The 19,031-nt window shown below is 52.5% G+C and carries 14 protein-coding genes; 9 read left to right on the top strand and 5 right to left on the bottom strand.

Annotation, left to right across the window (positions count from 1 at the left end; translation table 11 throughout):
* The first annotated feature begins 254 nt into the window (after window positions 1–254).
* The 4 genes from purM to ppx all read left to right on the top strand — a co-directional run bounded on the left by purM (window position 255) and on the right by ppx (window position 5,731).
* Window positions 255–1,292, top strand: coding sequence for a phosphoribosylformylglycinamidine cyclo-ligase (gene purM / locus ACLJNW_RS19755; protein WP_000130475.1), 1,038 nt, complete (start codon window positions 255–257; stop codon window positions 1,290–1,292).
* Entirely contained in the window at window positions 1,292–1,930 is a 639-nt protein-coding gene (gene purN, locus ACLJNW_RS19750) for a phosphoribosylglycinamide formyltransferase (protein ID WP_001028589.1), read from the top strand. Before purM ends, purN begins: the two co-directional genes overlap by 1 nt.
* A 188-nt stretch (window positions 1,931–2,118) precedes the next feature.
* Window positions 2,119–4,185, top strand: coding sequence for a polyphosphate kinase 1 (gene ppk1, locus ACLJNW_RS19745; protein ID WP_000529555.1), 2,067 nt, complete (start codon window positions 2,119–2,121; stop codon window positions 4,183–4,185).
* 4 nt (window positions 4,186–4,189) lie between these two features.
* On the top strand, window positions 4,190–5,731 hold the full coding sequence (ppx, locus tag ACLJNW_RS19740) for an exopolyphosphatase (protein ID WP_001123330.1): 1,542 nt from the start codon (window positions 4,190–4,192) through the stop codon (window positions 5,729–5,731).
* A 35-nt stretch (window positions 5,732–5,766) separates the two neighbouring features.
* Here the strand turns inward: ppx and ACLJNW_RS19735 are convergent, their stop codons facing one another.
* Entirely contained in the window at window positions 5,767–7,980 is a 2,214-nt protein-coding gene (locus ACLJNW_RS19735) for a sensor domain-containing phosphodiesterase (protein WP_024154786.1), read from the bottom strand.
* A gap of 96 nt (window positions 7,981–8,076) precedes the next feature.
* Complete coding sequence (locus tag ACLJNW_RS19730) at window positions 8,077–8,214, bottom strand: hypothetical protein (RefSeq protein WP_001540598.1); 138 nt, start codon at window positions 8,212–8,214, stop codon at window positions 8,077–8,079.
* Between the two features lie 178 nt (window positions 8,215–8,392).
* Here ACLJNW_RS19730 and ACLJNW_RS19725 point away from each other — a divergent pair, with 178 nt between their 5' ends.
* From ACLJNW_RS19725 to ACLJNW_RS19710, 4 genes are all read left to right on the top strand, one after another.
* Complete coding sequence (locus ACLJNW_RS19725) at window positions 8,393–8,584, top strand: YfgG family protein (RefSeq protein ID WP_000075924.1); 192 nt, start codon at window positions 8,393–8,395, stop codon at window positions 8,582–8,584.
* A 240-nt stretch (window positions 8,585–8,824) separates the two neighbouring features.
* Window positions 8,825–9,340 carry a glycine zipper 2TM domain-containing protein gene (locus ACLJNW_RS19720; protein WP_001009636.1) on the top strand — a complete coding sequence of 172 codons (516 nt, stop codon included), beginning with the start codon at window positions 8,825–8,827 and terminating at the stop codon, window positions 9,338–9,340.
* A gap of 15 nt (window positions 9,341–9,355) precedes the next feature.
* Window positions 9,356–9,895, top strand: a complete 540-nt coding sequence (locus tag ACLJNW_RS19715; protein WP_000755800.1) for a DUF5384 family protein — start codon at window positions 9,356–9,358, stop codon at window positions 9,893–9,895.
* Window positions 9,896–10,128: 233 nt separating this feature from the next.
* The gene (locus ACLJNW_RS19710; RefSeq protein WP_000651379.1) at window positions 10,129–10,872 is read left to right on the top strand and encodes an LEM-3-like GIY-YIG domain-containing protein; all 744 of its coding nucleotides are present in this window, start codon (window positions 10,129–10,131) and stop codon (window positions 10,870–10,872) included.
* Window positions 10,873–11,138: 266 nt separating this feature from the next.
* Here the strand turns inward: ACLJNW_RS19710 and guaA are convergent, their stop codons facing one another.
* Together guaA and guaB are read right to left on the bottom strand one after the other, a co-directional pair.
* A complete protein-coding gene (gene guaA / locus ACLJNW_RS19705; RefSeq protein ID WP_000138296.1) occupies window positions 11,139–12,716 on the bottom strand; it encodes a glutamine-hydrolyzing GMP synthase in 1,578 nt (525 codons plus the stop codon).
* 69 nt (window positions 12,717–12,785) lie between these two features.
* Complete coding sequence (gene guaB, locus ACLJNW_RS19700) at window positions 12,786–14,252, bottom strand: IMP dehydrogenase (RefSeq protein WP_000944174.1); 1,467 nt, start codon at window positions 14,250–14,252, stop codon at window positions 12,786–12,788.
* Between the two features lie 160 nt (window positions 14,253–14,412).
* On the opposite strand from guaB, the gene xseA reads away from it, so the two are divergent.
* Complete coding sequence (gene xseA / locus ACLJNW_RS19695; protein WP_000953167.1) at window positions 14,413–15,762, top strand: exodeoxyribonuclease VII large subunit; 1,350 nt, start codon at window positions 14,413–14,415, stop codon at window positions 15,760–15,762.
* Window positions 15,763–15,923: 161 nt separating this feature from the next.
* Here the strand turns inward: xseA and shdA are convergent.
* Window positions 15,924–19,031, bottom strand: a 3,108-nt coding sequence (gene shdA, locus ACLJNW_RS19690; RefSeq protein WP_410961059.1) for a fibronectin-binding autotransporter adhesin ShdA, incomplete at its 5' end; no start/stop codon positions are given.

Genomic DNA, 19,031 nt, shown 5'->3' with positions numbered 1-19,031 from the left:
ATAAAGGCTAACAACCGTTTGAATATTAGCAATTTTAAGGGTGAATGACCTGTCCCGACCGCCTGTCGTAAACCAAGTGCTGGATATTCTTTTCTTTTTTACCAACAGGGAAATTTTCAAGCAGCGATCGAAACCATGCAAAAAAAATCGCCCGGATAACCAGGGCGCAGACCACGCTCGCAAACGTTTGCTTTCCCTGTTAGAATTGCGCCGAATTTAACTTTTACCGCAAAAAAAACGTGGGGAACCAGGCAGTGACCGATAAGACCTCTCTTAGCTATAAAGATGCCGGCGTCGATATTGATGCGGGTAACGCTCTGGTTGATCGAATCAAAGGCGTAGTGAAGAAAACTCGCCGCCCGGAGGTTATGGGCGGTCTGGGCGGTTTCGGTGCGCTGTGCGCGTTGCCGCAAAAATATCGTGAACCGGTACTGGTTTCCGGCACTGACGGCGTAGGCACCAAACTTCGCCTGGCGATGGACTTAAAGCGCCACGACGCTATCGGTATTGATCTGGTGGCAATGTGCGTAAACGATCTGGTCGTTCAGGGCGCGGAACCGCTGTTTTTCCTCGATTACTATGCCACGGGTAAACTGGATGTCGATACCGCCGCCAGCGTGATCAACGGTATTGCCGAAGGCTGCCTGCAATCCGGCTGCGCGCTGGTCGGCGGCGAGACGGCGGAAATGCCGGGCATGTATCACGGCGAAGATTACGATGTGGCGGGTTTCTGCGTCGGCGTAGTCGAAAAATCAGAAATCATCGACGGCTCCCGGGTTGCCGAAGGCGACGTGCTGATTGCGCTCGGCTCCAGCGGCCCACATTCGAATGGATATTCGCTGGTGCGGAAAATTATTGACGTTAGCGGCTGCGACCCACAAACCACTCTGCTGGAAGGGAAGCCGCTGGCCGATCATCTGCTTGAACCGACCCGTATCTACGTAAAATCGGTTCTGGAACTGATTGAAAACATCGATGTACACGCTATCGCCCACCTCACCGGCGGCGGCTTTTGGGAAAATATTCCGCGCGTTCTGCCGGAGAATACCCAGGCGGTAATTAATGAGTCGTCCTGGCAGTGGCCCGCCATCTTTACCTGGCTGCAAACCGCCGGTAATGTCAGCCGACATGAAATGTACCGTACCTTTAACTGCGGCGTCGGCATGGTGATTGCGCTCTCCGCTCCGGAAGCGGACAAAGCGCTTGCTCTGCTAAACGAGAAAGGTGAAAACGCATGGAAAATCGGTATCATCAAAGCCTCTGATTCCGAACAGCGTGTGGTTATTGAATAATGAATATTGTGGTGCTGATTTCCGGCAACGGAAGCAATTTACAGGCGATTATCGATGCCTGCGAAGCGAAGAAAATTAAAGGCACCCTCAGGGCAGTATTCAGCAATAAGGCCGATGCGTTCGGCCTTGAACGCGCCAGAGAAGCCGGTATTCCGGCGCAAGCGCTGACTGCCGATCGGTTTGACAGCCGCGACGCCTTCGATCGCGAGTTAATTCGCAAGATAGACGCGTATGCGCCCGATGTGGTCGTGCTGGCTGGTTTTATGCGTATTCTGAGTCCGATGTTTGTCGCGCATTACTACGGGCGTCTGCTGAACATTCACCCTTCCCTGCTGCCAAAATATCCGGGGTTGCATACCCATCGCCAGGCACTGGAAAACGGCGATGAGGAGCACGGTACCTCGGTACATTTCGTGACAGACGAACTCGACGGCGGCCCGGTCATTCTCCAGGCGAAGGTGCCGGTTTTTGCCGACGACAGCGAAGATGATATCACCGCACGCGTACAGACTCAGGAACATGCGATTTATCCGCTGGTGATTAGCTGGTTTGCGCAGGGGCGTCTAAAGATGCGCGATAACGCCGCCTGGCTGGACGGGCGTCGTCTGCCGCCGCAAGGTTATGCGTCTGACGAATAATACGTCATCGAACAGGACTGCGTCTGCTTGCCGGATGGCGGCATAAATGCCTATCCGGCCTACTCTTTTCCCTTCCTTTATGCTATCAGTTTATTGTCATATTTTTCTGGCGCAGTTGGACATTAACGCGTAATGCTCGCCATAATCATCAGGCAGTGTCCCGTGAATAAAACGGAGTATAGGTAGTAATGGGTCAGGAAAAGCTATATATCGAGAAAGAACTAAGCTGGTTAGCATTTAACGAACGCGTGTTACAGGAAGCGGCGGACAAATCCAACCCGTTGATTGAGCGGATGCGGTTCCTGGGAATCTATTCTAATAACCTCGACGAGTTCTACAAAGTGCGTTTCGCTGAACTGAAACGACGCATTATTATCAGCGAAGAACAGGGTTCAAATTCTCATTCACGCCATTTGTTAGGCAAAATTCAGTCCCGCGTGTTGAAAGCAGACCAGGAGTTCGACGGCCTGTACAACGAATTACTGCTGGAAATGGCGCGTAATCAAATCTTTCTGATCAACGAGCGTCAGCTCTCGGTGAACCAACAAAGCTGGTTGCGCCACTATTTTAAGCACTATTTGCGCCAGCATATTACCCCGATTCTCATTAACCGGGAGACGGATCTTGTTCAGTTTTTAAAAGATGATTACACCTATCTGGCGGTGGAGATTATCCGCGGCGACACCATCAACTATGCGCTGCTGGAGATACCGTCCGACAAAGTCCCACGCTTCGTTAATCTGCCGCCGGAGACACCGCGCAGACGCAAGCCGATGATCCTGCTGGATAATATTCTGCGCTACTGCCTGGATGACATTTTTAAAGGGTTCTTCGACTATGACGCGCTTAATGCCTATTCGATGAAAATGACCCGCGATGCCGAATATGACCTGGTGCATGAGATGGAATCCAGTCTGATGGAGCTGATGTCTTCCAGCCTGAAGCAGCGCCTGACCGCTGAGCCTGTGCGCTTTGTCTATCAACGCGATATGCCCGCCGCGCTGGTCGACGTACTGCGGGAAAAACTGACGATCTCCCGGTATGACTCAATCGTACCCGGCGGGCGCTACCACAATTTTAAAGACTTTATTAATTTTCCGAATGTCGGTAAAGCCAACCTGGTCAATAAACCGTTACCGCGGTTACGCCATCTTTGGTTTGATAAAGAGAAGTTTCGTAACGGTTTCGACGCGATTCGTGAACGTGATGTGCTGCTCTATTATCCTTATCACACCTTTGAACATGTGCTGGAACTGCTGCGTCAGGCGTCGTTTGACCCAAGCGTGCTGGCGATCAAAATCAATATTTATCGCGTAGCGAAAGACTCGCGCATTATTGACTCGATGATCCATGCCGCCCATAACGGCAAAAAAGTCACCGTGGTGGTGGAGTTGCAGGCGCGCTTCGATGAAGAGGCGAATATTCACTGGGCCAAGCGGTTAACCGAAGCGGGCGTCCATGTTATTTTCTCTGCGCCCGGGCTGAAAATTCACGCCAAACTCTTCCTCATCTCACGAAAAGAGGGCGATGACGTGGTGCGTTATGCGCATATCGGCACCGGTAACTTCAACGAAAAAACAGCGCGGCTGTATACCGATTATTCGCTGCTGACCGCCGATGCGCGCATTACCAATGAAGTGCGTCGGGTCTTTAATTTTATTGAAAACCCCTATCGCCCGGTCACTTTCGATTATTTGATGGTTTCTCCACAAAACTCACGGCGTCTGCTGTATGAGATGATCGATCGTGAAATCGCCAATGCCCAGCAAGGCTTACCGTCAGGGATTACCTTAAAGCTTAACAACCTGGTTGATAAAGGGTTGGTCGACAGGCTATACGCCGCGTCGGGTTCGGGCGTCCAGGTCAATCTGCTGGTACGCGGTATGTGTTCTCTTATTCCGCAACTGGAAGGCATTAGCGATAATATTCGCGCGATTAGCATCGTGGATCGCTATCTGGAACACGATCGAGTTTATATTTTCGAAAACGGCGGTGATAAGCAAGTTTGGCTCTCTTCAGCTGACTGGATGACGCGTAATATTGACTACCGTATCGAAGTCGCTACGCCTATCCTCGACCCGCGGCTTAAACAGCGCGTCCTGGATATCATTGACATTCTGTTTAGCGACACGGTAAAAGCGCGTTTTATCGATAAAGAACTCAGCAACCGCTACGTACCGCGCGGCAATCGCCGTAAAGTCCAGGCGCAGCTGGCAATTTATGACTACATCAAATCACTCGAGCAACCAGACTAACGCTATGCCAATTTACGATAAATCCCCCCGCCCGCAGGAGTTCGCTGCGGTCGATCTCGGGTCAAACAGCTTTCATATGGTCATTGCCCGCGTGGTTGACGGCGCAATGCAGATTATCGGGCGTTTAAAACAGCGCGTCCATCTGGCGGACGGGCTGGGCGCAGATAATAAACTCAGCGAAGAAGCCATGGAACGGGGGCTTAGCTGTCTGTCGCTGTTTGCTGAACGCTTACAAGGTTTCTCCCCTTCCAGCGTCTGTATCGTAGGCACCCATACGTTACGTCAGGCGCAAAATGCCGCTGATTTTCTCAAACGCGCGGAAAAGGTTATTCCCTACCCGATAGAGATTATTTCCGGTAACGAAGAAGCGCGCCTGATTTTTATGGGCGTAGAACATACGCAGCCGGAAAAAGGCCGCAAGCTGGTGATCGATATCGGCGGCGGGTCAACAGAGCTGGTCATTGGCGAAAACTTCGAACCCAGGCTGGTTGAAAGCCGTCGTATGGGCTGCGTGAGCTTCGCGCAGCTCTACTTTCCCGGCGGCGTTATCAATAAAGAAAACTTCCAGCGCGCCCGAATGGCGGCGGCGCAAAAACTGGAAACCTTAACCTGGCAGTATCGTATTCAGGGTTGGAACGTAGCGATGGGCGCTTCCGGTACGATTAAGGCCGCTCATGAAGTTCTCCTGGCGCTGGGTGAGAAAGATGGCTTCATTACGCCGGAGCGCCTCGATAAACTGAAGTCAGAAGTGTTGAAGCACCGCTCCTTTAATGCGCTCAGCCTGCCGGGTCTGTCTGAAGAACGCAAAGCGGTCTTTGTGCCGGGCCTGGCGATTCTGTGCGGCGTTTTTGATGCTCTGGCTATCCGCGAGCTTCGCCTTTCCGACGGCGCGTTGCGCGAAGGCGTGCTGTATGAAATGGAAGGCCGCTTCCGCCATCAGGATGTTCGCAGCCGTACCGCAAAAAGTCTGGCCAATCAATACAACATTGACAGAGAACAGGCCAGACGCGTGCTGGAAACCACCATGCAGATGTACGAGCAGTGGCAGGCCCAGCAGCCAAAACTGGCGCATCCGCAGCTTGAAGCGTTGCTCCGCTGGGCGGCAATGCTGCATGAGGTTGGACTGAATATTAATCACAGCGGTTTACATCGCCATTCGGCTTATATTCTGCAACACAGCGATTTGCCCGGCTTTAATCAGGAGCAGCAAATGATGATGGCGACGCTGGTGCGTTACCATCGTAAAGCCATAAAACTGGATGATATGCCCCGCTTTACGCTGTTTAAGAAAAAACAGTATCTGCCGTTAATTCAGCTACTTCGTCTGGGCGTATTACTGAACAACCAGCGGCAGGCGACCACTACGCCGCCGACGCTGCGACTAACGACCGATGACAGCCACTGGACGTTATGTTTTCCGCATGACTGGTTCAGCCAGAATGCGCTGGTACTGCTTGATCTGGAAAAAGAACAGCAGTACTGGGAAGCGGTAACTGGCTGGCGTCTCAATATTGAGGAAGAAAGCTCGCCGGAGATCGCCGCGTAAATTGTGGATCAGACGCCGCGCCGCGGCGTCTGTCTTTACTGAATCTCAGATAATAGCTGCGGCTCGCCAATTAAATATCCCTGAAGATAGTCGATCCCCAACGAGAGCACGACGCTTCGTATTTCTTCGCTCTCGACATACTCCGCGACGACCTGCATATTTTTCATTCGCGCTAAATGACAAATAGAAGCCACAATCTGATAATCGAGACTGTTTGACACTATATTGCGAATAAAACTGCCATCAATTTTAAGAATATCGGCGTCAACGTTTTTCAGCCGCGCATAGCTGGCGTAGCCAGTACCGAAATCATCAATCGCTATCTGACAGCCAAACTGCTGTAGCTGTCCCAGCGTCAACTGCGCCTGCTCAGCATTGGTGAGAGAGTTGCTTTCCGTTACCTCAAAAACCAGTTGCCAGGGTTCAACCTGATATTGCGTAAGCAACTGCTTAACTTCTGCAGGGAAACGAGCGCGGCATACCGATGTTGGCGACAGATTAATGGCAAAACGATGCGCGGGCATATATTCCCGGCTGGCCGCCATAAACCGCAGCGTGTTTTCAATCACCCAGAGATCGATAGCGGAAGACAATCCAAACTCATGCGCCACGGGTAAAAAATTGTCCGGGTTGATAACGTCGCCGTTGTCATCCCTGAGTCGCAGTAAGATTTCATGGTAAACGTCCCCACGAACACCGAAAATAGGCTGCGCCATCAGGAAAAAATGATCGTGCTCCAACGCCTGTTGCAGGCGATTCATCATCGCAATTCTGCCCTTCAAATCGCGCTGCAGGTGCATTGCGCCGCGCCGCTGTAAATCCTCCGGCGCGTTAGTCGTCAACGAAAGATCGGAACTGGTGCTTAATTCGCCCAGCAGAAGATAAAGGTGGCTAACCGGAGAACGCACGCAGCAGTAGCTCACGCCGACAGGCGGCTGTAGCGGCAGTCCGTCCCAGATAAACCGAAACTGCTTAATATGTTTATCCAGCGCTTCAATACGCTGCTGATGCGACTCTGTATTAAGACGCAGCACCAGGTCGTGCCCTGACATCTGGTAGACGCACTCATTTGAGGCCAGCATCGGCGTAATCCAGTGAGAGAGCTTTTGCTTATACTGGATGCGTAGCATGACGCCATAATTTTTACCCAATAGCTCCAGGCCCGGCACGTGTAAAAAACAGATCGTAGACCAGGGCGCATTTTGGAGCGCGCGGTTTAACGCACGTAAATTGGGAAGATGTACAACCGGGTCAAGATAGGCCAGCCGCCGTGCGCGACCACTCACTACGCGCTGACGCGTGGCCAGTACAGACATATAATTAACAATAAAAGAAAAAACCAGATAGCTCGAAGAGGTAATCGCTAATTGCGTATCATAACCTGAATACCAGGGCATATAACGCTGATAATAATGAATCGACGTAATTAACACGACGGCCCAGATAATTGAAATAAACTTATAGCCATAGCGCATCGCGCCCCACAGCATGACCGGCAATAATAACGAAAGCGTATAGTTGGTACTAAATATTGAACTATTATCAGTCAATGGCATACACAGTATAAACATTAGTGTAGTCAATACGGCCAGCCAAATAACGATCTCTTTTTTAGTGGCCTTGCTATCAATCTGTAGCTTTAATTGCTGATAATACCCCCGCAGGTGCAGCGGATTGCGGAGAGTACGAATAATAAAATAGCACAATGGCACGCCGACAAGGTTACCGACCAGTAACGCCTGGTAATTAATCAGCGTGTTGATATTAAAGGGCATTACCCCCATCAGGCTGGCTTTGCTTTCGTACATGCCAACAAAAGCGGCAAACTGGTAGATGACCAGAAATAATGTTGCTGAACAAAATACCTGCCAGAATATTCGTTGAAACAACAGGTGGGCGTCGCCGTGGGAAACATTGTTTCGCCGGGGGGAAAAGACACGATAGCCGCCCCAGCTTAGCACGATAGTAATGATAAAGTGCATCGTCACAGAAAGGGTTTCATACAGCCCTGTCTGCGGGTATCTGCGCCAGAAGATAGCAAGTACAATGCCCGGCAGTGCTGCCCAGCCGAAAAAGAGCATCAGGCTAAGCATATAAGCTAACGGCAGGTAAAAAAGAACCACATTTCCAGTGCTGGTAAGCGCATAAGTATTTGCGCTACTTAAAACAGGTAGTAAAATCGAAGGAAGGATGAGCGGTAGTCCCCACCATTTATCTCTGATATTTATATAAGTTTTATTTAGTTTCATAGATGCTCAGCAGAACCCCCCAATCCCAAAGGGGCGTTAACAGACAGGCATCCCACCTGACTTTAAATTGATGATGCGATATACATCACACGATAGTCATCGATTGTAATTATTAAACAAAAGTAACATTTGATTTAAGTCAATTATTACCTTTCTCCTGCAGCCTTTATTCGCCTTTTTATTCTTTGTTATCATTAATTTATTATTAATGTAAATACTAAAATTATCTTCCATAACAATATAAGATAAATCAACTGACGCAATTTTACATTAAGAGGAATTGACCATCGGTTCGCAGTATGCCTTAATGTAGAGTGAACGCAGGCTTGTTACGTTCTTCGCCTTGATAATACCCTTGAAGAACCCAGCCTGATCCCGCCCATACCGCTGGGCCAACGTTAAGGAACCCTTTGTGAGTCAGGCCAACAGTATGCGAAAACGACATCGATTTAACACTCGCATGACCCGTATCGTACTGCTTATCAGTTTTCTCTTCTTCTTTGGACGTTTCGTCTACTCTTCTATCGGCGCCTGGCAGCACCATCAGGATAAAAAAGAAGCGCAACAGTCATCGCTTTCTGTCACCACGCCGGGACAACGTTAAGCTGTTATCCGTTAAAATAGTGATGGCGGTATTATCGTCACAGGTTTGCCGTGTTATCCAGCGCTCTGTTACCCCCTTCCCTGGCTTAGCATGAACCGATAAAAACAAAGCATCGTATTATCTAATGCTTTGTTTTTTAGTGTAAAAAAACAATCAACTACAAGAAACGATAGTTTACTTTTTTTAAGATTAGTCTTAAATACATTCCTTTTTGCGTTATTACCTAAACAAGGAATTGTGATGAATTTTAAAAAAAATGCTTTGCCTCTGGTTTTGTTTGCCTCTTTTTCTCTTGCCGGATGCCAGTCCAATGCGGATGACTACGCCGCAGATGTTTACCAAACCGGGCAGTTAAACGCGAAGCAAGAAACAAAGACCGTCAATATTATCTCTGTTTTGCCAGCGAAAGTTGCCGTAGATAACACCGCCAATAAAAAAACCGCTCAGACCTTCGGCGCAATTCTTGGGGCTGTAGCGGGCGGCGTTACTGGTCATAACGTGGGCTCAGGTAGCGGTTTGGGTACTACTGCCGGCGCGGTTGGCGGCGGAGCCGTTGGCGCAGCGGCGGGTTCATTAGTTAAAGATAAAACGTTAGTTGAAGCCGTATCTTTGACTTACAAAGAAGGAACGAAGGTTTATACCTCCACCCAGGTGGGAAAAACGTGCCAATTTACCACCGGTCTGGCTATGGTGATATCGACCAAAGATAACGAAACGCGAATTCAACCCAATACGAAATGTCCTGAGAAAAGCTAACTATCGGGAGATTTTATGAAGAAAGTTATTTTAGGCGCTGTTTTATTCACCCTAAGCGGCTCGGTTTTATCTTCTTCTTTGCAGGATCAGCTTGCGGCGGTAGCCCAGGCTGAACAGCAAGGAAAAAATGAAGAAAACAGACAGCGTGATGCTCTGCAAGCCAAACGAGATCAAGAGGCTCAACAGGAAAGACAAAGGCAAGCCAATGCGGCAGCGGTTGCTAAGCAGCGAGCAAAAGCGGCAGAAGCTGAACGGAAAGCACGGCAAGCAAAATTGGCAGCGGAAGCCGCGCAAGATAAAGCGCGCGATCAAAGCTACGAAGATGAGCTTCGTCGTTTAGAAATTCAGAAACAAAAACTGGCGCTGGCCAGGGAAGAGGCCCGGGTAAAAAGAGAAAATGAATTCATCGATCAAGAGCTGAAAAGTAAAGCTGCCCAGACAGATGTTATTCAATCTCATGCTGATGCAAACAGAAATCTATCTGAAGGCGGTCGCGATCTGCTGCAAAGCGAAGGTAAAGCCCGTGAGGAAAAGGCAAGCGGCTGGTTTAACTGATTTTGCTAATCATTTATGTGTATTAGCTCAGATTTGACCTGACATAGCTATGGCACAGACCTAAACCTAATCTGACAGGCAGGCAGGTCTGTGCCAATAGCGGACGTTGTTTACTTTGTCCCATATTCATCAATGGACGCAGGTCAATCTATACGCTAATTGTTTTGCGCTTAAGTTCTGAACTATAAGTGCCGATAGTAAAATTAAGTACTTTTGCCTTAAGGAAGCAAGGTTTGAAAGATTTTTCAAAATACTCAAAAGCGTTAGGGATGGCTAAGTTCTATGTTTATGCATTTTATGACACTGAAGATGCAGCTAAAAAGCCGTTTTATATAGGCAAAGGCAAGTCAGAACGCTGCCTTGATCATATAAAGTATAATGATGACTCTCCGAAATCAGAACGAATTAATCATCTGTTAAAAACAGGAAATCTGGGTATCGACATACTACGCCATGGCATGGATGAGGCAACCGCGAAGCTTGTTGAAGCAACATGTATTGATCTCTTGGGTGTTGGAGAACTGACCAACAAAGTACGAGGAAGCAGCTCCCTTATGGGGCGAATCACGCTGGATGAGCTCAATCATCTTCTTCTTAAGCAAGAGACGGAAATCGCACCTGAACATGCCGGGCTCGCTTTTTTGCTAAACAGCACCTACAAGTCTGGCATGAGTGCACTTGCATTATATGAAGCTACGCGTGGCGTCTGGGCAAAAGTACCAAAAGATGAAAACCTACAATTTGCATACGCCACCTACGGCGGTTTGGTGATGGAAGTTTACGAGATACAGTGTTGGTTGAAGGCAGGCTCTCAGCAATACTTTACCCGGGAATTGGTCATCCCCCCCGAAACCAACCGTTCAGAATTTGTTGGACGAATCGCATCACCAGAAATCAGAGAATTATACGTAGGCAAGCTAATCAAAAAATCGCGTAGTCATGGTAGCCCTTTCGTAAAAGTCGGGCTGGCGGAATAAACTGACCTGCTTCCCGTTGATTAATACACCTCAATGCTAGTCATGTTGTTGAGGCTACCAATGTCCGCACCTCGCTCGAAGCCGACTGTCAGATTTGATTGTGTGCTGCCAGTGAAACCCACTATTGTGTCGATGCAGTGCTTTGCCGTCAGAAGCTGTGCACTACACAGAAAACTCATCTATGCACATAAATAAAAACCCTCTGCAAAAACAGAGGGTTAAATTCACTTTTACCTGTTCATGAAAACACAGGAAGGATTATCGGCTTATTCCCACTCAATGGTAGCCGGTGGTTTACCGCTGATGTCATACACCACACGGGAAATCCCGTTGACTTCATTGATGATGCGGTTGGAAACACGACCCAGGAAATCATACGGCAGATGCGCCCAGTGCGCGGTCATAAAGTCGATGGTTTCGACGGCACGCAGGGAGACCACCCAATCGTACTTACGACCATCGCCCATGACGCCAACGGAGCGTACTGGCAGGAAGACGGTGAACGCCTGGCTGACTTTGTCGTACAGATCCGCCTTACGCAGCTCTTCAATGAAGATAGCGTCCGCGCGACGCAGCAGGTCGCAGTACTCTTTCTTCACTTCGCCCAGTACGCGTACGCCGAGGCCCGGCCCCGGGAACGGGTGACGGTACAGCATGTCGTACGGCAGGCCCAGCTCCAGACCAATCTTACGCACTTCGTCTTTGAACAGCTCTTTCAGCGGTTCAACCAGCCCCATCTTCATCTCTTTCGGCAGGCCGCCGACATTGTGGTGAGATTTGATGACGTGCGCTTTACCGGTTGCAGACGCCGCAGATTCGATAACGTCAGGGTAGATGGTGCCCTGCGCCAGCCATTTCACGTCTTCCAGTTTCAGCGCTTCTTCGTCGAACACTTCCACAAAAACACGGCCAATGATCTTACGCTTGGCTTCTGGATCGTTTTCGCCAGCCAACGCGGACAGGAAGCGCTCTTCCGCCGGAACGTGAACGATATTCAGGCCAAAATGGTCGCCAAACATGTCCATCACCTGCTCGGCTTCGTTGAGACGCAGCAGGCCGTTGTCGACGAATACACAGGTCAGATTTTTACCGATGGCGCGGTGCAGCAGCATGGCGGTGACGGAAGAATCCACGCCGCCGGAGAGACCGAGGATCACTTTGTCGTCGCCCACCTGCTCGCGAATGCGCGCCACGGCGTCGTCGATGATCTTCGCCGGCGTCCACAGGGCTTCACACTGGCAGATATCACGCACAAAACGCTCCAGCATGCGCATACCCTGGCGGGTGTGGGTCACTTCCGGGTGGAACTGTACGCCGTAGAAGCGTTTTTCTTCGTTGGCCATAATGGCGAACGGACAGCTCTCGGTGCTGGCGACGGTCACGAAGTCGGACGGAATCGCCGTCACTTTATCGCCGTGGCTCATCCACACGTCCAGCAGCGGTTTGCCGTCTGCGGTCAGGGAATCTTCAATACCGCGAACCAGCGCGCTGTCGGTCAGCACTTCGACCTGCGCGTAACCAAATTCACGCTCATTAGAACCTTCTACATGACCGCCAAGCTGCATCGCCATGGTCTGCATCCCGTAGCAGACGCCAAATACCGGCACGCCTGCTTCAAAGACATACTGCGGCGCGCGCGGGCTGTTTTCTTCGGTGGTGCTTTCCGGGCCGCCGGAAAGTATAATGCCGCTTGGGTTGAAGTCACGAATTTGTGCTTCTGTCACATCCCACGCCCACAGTTCGCAGTAAACACCCAGCTCACGCACGCGGCGTGCAACCAGTTGAGTGTACTGAGAACCGAAGTCCAGAATGAGGATGCGATGCTTATGAATGTTTTCCGTCATTGACGCTTATTCCGAGGCAAGTGAAACAGATTAAATAAATCGCCCGACGCGAAGGTCGGGCGAAGAAAATCAGGAGCCCAGACGGTAGTTCGGGGACTCTTTGGTGATGGTCACGTCGTGAACGTGGCTTTCCTGAATGCCCGCACCGCTGATACGCACAAACTCCGCTTTAGTACGCAGTTCGTCGATGGTAGCACAACCGGTCAGCCCCATACAGGAGCGCAGGCCGCCCATCTGCTGGTGAATGATCTCTTTCAGGCGACCTTTATAGGCTACGCGGCCTTCGATACCTTCCGGCACCAGTTTGTCAGCAGCGTTGTCGCTCTGGAAGTAACGGTCGGAGGAACCTTTGGACATCGCGCCTAGCGAGCCCATCCCGCGGTAAGATTTGTACGAACGGCCCTGGTAGAGTTCGATTTCGCCCGGGGATTCTTCCGTACCGGCCAGCATAGAGCCCACCATTACCGCGCTCGCGCCTGCGGCGATGGCTTTGGCGATATCGCCGGAGAAGCGAATACCGCCGTCAGCGATAACCGGAATTCCGGTGCCTTCCAGCGCTTCTACCGCGTCGGAAACAGCGGTGATCTGCGGAACGCCCACACCAGTCACGATACGAGTGGTACAGATGGAACCCGGACCGATACCCACTTTTACCGCGCTGCAACCGGCTTCCGCCAGTGCGCGAGCGCCTGCGCCTGTCGCGACGTTGCCGCCGATAATTTGCAGGTCAGGATATTTAGCGCGCGTCTCACGGATACGTTGCAACACGCCTTCTGAATGACCGTGAGAAGAGTCGATCAGCAGGACGTCAACGCCTGCCGCCACCAGCGCGTCAACGCGCTCTTCGTTGCCCGCGCCTGCGCCGACCGCCGCGCCGACACGTAAACGGCCCTGCTCATCTTTACAGGAGTTTGGTTTACGTTCCGCTTTCTGGAAATCTTTTACGGTAATCATGCCAAGCAGATGGAAGTTATCATCAACGACCAGCGCTTTTTCTACGCGTTTTTCGTGCATTTTTGCCAGCACGACTTCACGGGCTTCGCCTTCACGAACGGTCACCAGACGCTCTTTCGGCGTCATGTAAACACTCACCGGCTGGTTCAGGTCAGTCACAAAACGCACGTCACGACCGGTGATGATACCCACCAGCTCGTTATCTTCAGTCACCACCGGATAGCCCGCAAAACCGTTACGCTCGGTCAGGGCTTTCACTTCATGCAACGTGGTGGTTGGCAGGACGGTCTGCGGGTCGGTCACTACGCCGGACTCGTGTTTCTTCACGCGGCGAACTTCTTCCGCCTGGCGCTCAATAGACATGTTTTTGTGGATAAAACCGATGCCGCCTTCCTGGGCCAGGGCAATTGCCAGACGCGCTTCCGTCACGGTGTCCATCGCCGCAGAAAGCATAGGAATATTCAGACGAATGGTTTTCGTCAACTGCGTGCTGAGATCGGCAGTATTCGGCAAAACGGTGGAGTGAGCGGGAACAAGGAGGACGTCGTCAAACGTCAGGGCTTCTTTAGCGATACGTAGCATGGGCAATATCTCACCTGGGAGGTTAATAAATATTGCCGCGGCATTATACAGAACGTAATCGGTTGCATCTACATTTTTTTGCAAATAGTGCTTGCGATCCCCCGTGAGCAGGTTACTATCGATTGAATAACCTGCTGATTTAGAATTTGATCCCGCTCACATGTTATCCTCTCAAACTTCCTCAATTTTTACCGTAAGCCGCCTTAACCAGACGGTTCGTCTGCTGTTAGAACAGGAGATGGGACAGGTATGGATCAGCGGCGAGATTTCTAATTTCACGCAGCCTGCGTCGGGCCACTGGTACTTTACGCTCAAAGACGATACCGCTCAGGTGCGCTGTGCGATGTTCCGTAACAGCAATCGCCGGGTGACGTTCCGCCCGCAGCACGGGCAGCAGGTGCTGGTACGCGCCAACATTACGCTGTACGAGCCGCGCGGCGATTATCAAATCATCGCCGAAAGTATGCAGCCCGCGGGCGAAGGCTTGTTGCAGCAGAAATATGAGCAGCTAAAAGCCAAACTGCAGGCCGAAGGCTTGTTCGATCAGCAGCATAAACAGCCGTTGCCCTCCCCGGCCCACTGCGTTGGGGTGATCACTTCGAAAACCGGCGCGGCGCTGCACGATATTCTCCACGTGCTAAAGCGTCGTGACCCATCCCTGCCCGTTATTATCTATCCAACCGCAGTCCAGGGCGACGACGCGCCGGGGCAGATCGTTCGTGCTATCGAACTGGCGAACGCGCGCGGCGAATGTGATGTACTGATCGTCGGACGCGGCGGCGGTTCGCTGGAAGATTTGTGGAGTTTTAACGACGAACGCGTGGCGCGGGCGATTTTTGCCAGCCGCATTCCGGTGGTCAGCGCCGTCGGTCACGAAACGGACGTCACGATAGCTGATTTTGTCGCCGACCTGCGCGCGCCTACGCCATCAGCAGCGGCAGAAATTGTCAGCCGTAACCAGCAGGAGTTGTTGCGTCAGATCCAGTCCGCCCAGCAGCGTCTGGGCATGGCGATGGACTACTACCTCGCCAATCGCAGCCGCCGTTTCACGCAGATTTTTCACCGTCTGCAACAGCAACATCCGCAACTGCGTCTGGCCCGTCAGCAAACCGCGCTGGAACGTCTACGCCAACGGATGGGATTTGCGCTTGAGGCCAGGATTAAGCAGGCCAATCAACGCCAACAGCGCGTAAGTCAACGCCTGAGCCAGCAAAATCCGCAGCCGCGCATTCACCGCGCGCAGTCGCGCATCCAACAGCTGGAATATCGTCTGACGGAGAATATCCGCTCACGGTTAAGCGAACAGCGCGAGCGTTTTGGCAACGCGGTCACGCATCTGGAAGCGGTCAGCCCGTTAGCCACGCTGGCGCGCGGCTATACGGTTTCGACGACAACGGACGGCAAGGTGCTGAAAAAGATCAAACAGGTCAAAGCAGGCGATATCATGACCACGAGACTGGAGGACGGCTGGCTTGAAAGTGAAGTCAAATCCGTCACGCCGGGCACGTAATCCAACACTCCCCCACCCTTTGCAGCGCGATGTTGGGTTTCGACTTCGCCTCAGCCAACCTACGCGCCACGTCGGATAAGGTGTAGCCATAATCTGACGATCAACCGGTTTGTCATTCGCCTCAAAACCGGGCAGGGAACACCCGCCCGGTTTTGTCTAACTTACCAGTTATAGCGCAGATTGAGGCTACCGTTCAGATCGCCAAAGTCATTGCTGCCAGTCTGCCCGGCAACCTGAGCGCGAACGCTCCACTGCTTATCGATATCTGCCTGCAGACCCACTTTCAGCTCCGCACGGTTAGCCGGAAGATCCTGTTTCACCGTAGCATCATCAAACGATACCGACACATCATCGCTGGTGTGCAGCCAGTTAGCTTCAGCAAACGGCTGGATAACCGTACGGCTGCCTTTGTACAGCTTGCCGTCAACACGCAGACCCAGACGCGTTGTCCAACTGTCGCCATCCTGACCATCGATCCGGGTGCCGTAGTTATCCTTCACGCTATCCGCTGAGTAATTCTGCCAGACAACCTGCGCCTGCGGCGTCAGACTGACAGTATTACCGTTGCTAAGCGCAATATCGTAGCGATAACCAGTTTCCAGCGAGACGGCGTTAGCGGTTGAATCATAAGATTCAGATCCCGCATCACCGCTCTCTACGCTGTTGTTGTAGAAACCATATTGGTACCAGCTGTCGACATACGCGCCGCTATGCGTTTGGGCATCGGCAAACCAGGTGGCATAGACGCCAAGGTTATAGCCGTCTACGTTGCCGCTACTGGTGAACTGGCTACCGTCCGCGCCACGGTTACCGGTGCTGTCGGTATCGGCGTTGATGTAGCTCGCCATGACGCCAACGGTAACGCTCTGCTGGCCGTTGCCCCAGGCCAGAATGTCGCCGCCTAACTGGAACTGGGAGTAGTTGCTGTCCATATCGATATTGCCGCTGACAGCCTCGGATTCCGCTTTACCCGCTTTGAAGCGCGCCCATACGCTGCCATCTGCGTTACGATACTGGCTGCCCTCGCGGTCATAGAGGGTCTGCATTTGCAGGTTGCGCGCCATCCACTGGTTGCCCATGTACGCGCCGATATCCGCACGGTACTGCGGTGCGACATCGCCGCCATCGCCGCCGTCGTCCGGAGGCGTGACATTACCGCCATCGTCACCGCCATCCGAAGGCGTGTCATCACCGCCGCTGTCGTCATCATCAGACTGTGCTTTTGACGCCAGATACCAGTCGTTGTCACTTTCATTCCAGTACAGACGGTAGGTATACAGACCGGCGTTAACCTCATTTTTTAGCTCAAACGCATCGCTGGTCGATACGCCGCCAACGTCCACCACTTCGATACCGTTAGTGGTCTGTGCTCCATCGCCGATGCCGTTGATGTACAGATCGGTGGTGCCGGAGGCATCGCCGGTAATGACTAACTTATCGGTCGCCGAATCATCGTCGCCCAGGACGGTATTCAGGTAAAGCGAGCCGCCGTTACCGGTATAATCGCCGTCAACATAAAGCGTATTGCCAGGCGTGCTGGAGCTGCTACCGCTGGTCATTGTCCCCATGTTGATCAGATCGCCATTGAGGGTGAAGATAGCGCCTGTCTCCTCGCTGTCGCCGAAGACCAGCGTCCCTTCATTGGTCACCTTACCGTTAACGGTCGTACCATTGCTGCCGCCAAAGGTCGCGTCGGAAGCGACGTTCACCGCCTGCTGGCTGCCCACTTCGCCAATCGTACCGTCTCCGGCCAGCCACAGCGTGCCTTCCTGTACGTTAGTATCGCCGGTGTAGGTGTTCGCGCCGCTCAGCGTCAATTTACCCGCGCCCAGTTTGGTCAGCGATTTGCCGTCCCAGTCGCCGTTGCCGGTTTTATCGCCCAGTACGCTGGTGACTTCAAAACTGTCGCCTGCGCCCAGAGTAAACGTGCCGTGTGCTGGCGTCGCTGACGTGGCGGTCGCATTCCAGCTCAGCCCTTCGGTAAGCAGATATTCTGACGCATCTTCAGGATTGATTGTCCCGGTTACGGTCAGATAGTCCGGCTGGTCAGTGAGGTTCATCGTCAGGCTGGTAAAGTCGCCGCTGATATCGCTGTCCATATCCATCAGTTTAAAGGACTGGAACTCCGCATCGGAGGCGCGCGCTTGCAGGCTGGCGTCGCTGACGACCAAATCGCCGCCAAGCGTGGCGCTGCCGCCGGTGATCAGCGGTTGCACTGAGTCACTATTCAGCTCAACGTTCAGCGTACTGCCATCTTGCTGAATTAACGCGCTGTCGCCGAGATCCAACGAGGTGCCGAGCGCCAGTTGGGTCGTCGCGCCGCTATGAGTGGTGATGCCGCCCACCGCGCTGACTTCACCGTCTACGTCCAGCACCAGCGTGGCGTTATTGTCTACCAGACCGGTGCCCAGCGCCGTCGTACTGGCGGCGACCAGCGTACCTTCATTGATGGTGGTGCCGCCGCTGTAGTCGTTGTCGCCGGAGAGGATCAGCGTGCCTGCGCCTTCTTTGGTCAGCGATTTACCGTCCCATCTGCTACCCGGATCCAGCGTGTCATCAACGTCTGTCAGTGTAGCCGCAACGTTAAAGCTGCCGTCAGGGTCGCTCAGGGTAAAGGTGCCGTGGGCGTCGGTAGTGGCGTTGTCTCTGTCCGCATACCAGGAGAGGGAGGCCGTCAGATCATAGTGGGTGTTGTCTGCTTCATCGACTTTTCCGTCGATAGTCAGGAAGTCAACATCTTCGCGGTTCATCCCTGCAATGGTCAGATCGTCGAAATCGCTCGTAATGGCGCTGTCGCTGTCAATCAGCGTATAGGTGTATGCCTCAGGCGTCCAGCTGTCTGTAACGCTGCCGATGCCGGTAACATTCAGAGTGCCGCCCAGCGTGACGCTGTCGGCGGTAATCACGGCGTCGTCGGTGGCCGCGCCGAGGTCAATACTTAGCGTACTGCCGTCTTCCTGGGTGAGCTGGCCCGCGTCAAGGGTGCTGCCCGCCGCCAGTGCGGTCGTGGCGCCGGTATGGGTGGTGATGTTCGCAAGCTCAAATGCGCCGTTGGCATCCAGCATCAGCGTACCGCTGTTGTCGATATTGCCGCTGCCCAGCGCGTTGACGTTGGCGGCAATCAGCGTGCCGTCGGCGATGGTGGTATCGCCGGAATAGCTGTTATCGCCGCCTAACGTCAGCTCGCCGGTACCGGTTTTGACCAGCGAACCGCTGCCGGAAAGCGTATTTTCCAGCTCGCCCTCGCCGACCTGAAGCACACCGCTGTT

This window comes from Salmonella sp. SAL4457, from assembly GCF_046548235.1.
GTDB classification, from domain to species: domain Bacteria; phylum Pseudomonadota; class Gammaproteobacteria; order Enterobacterales; family Enterobacteriaceae; genus Salmonella; species Salmonella enterica.
Note: the sequence above shows the minus strand (reverse complement) of the source record. Positions and strands in the feature narration are given on the sequence as shown.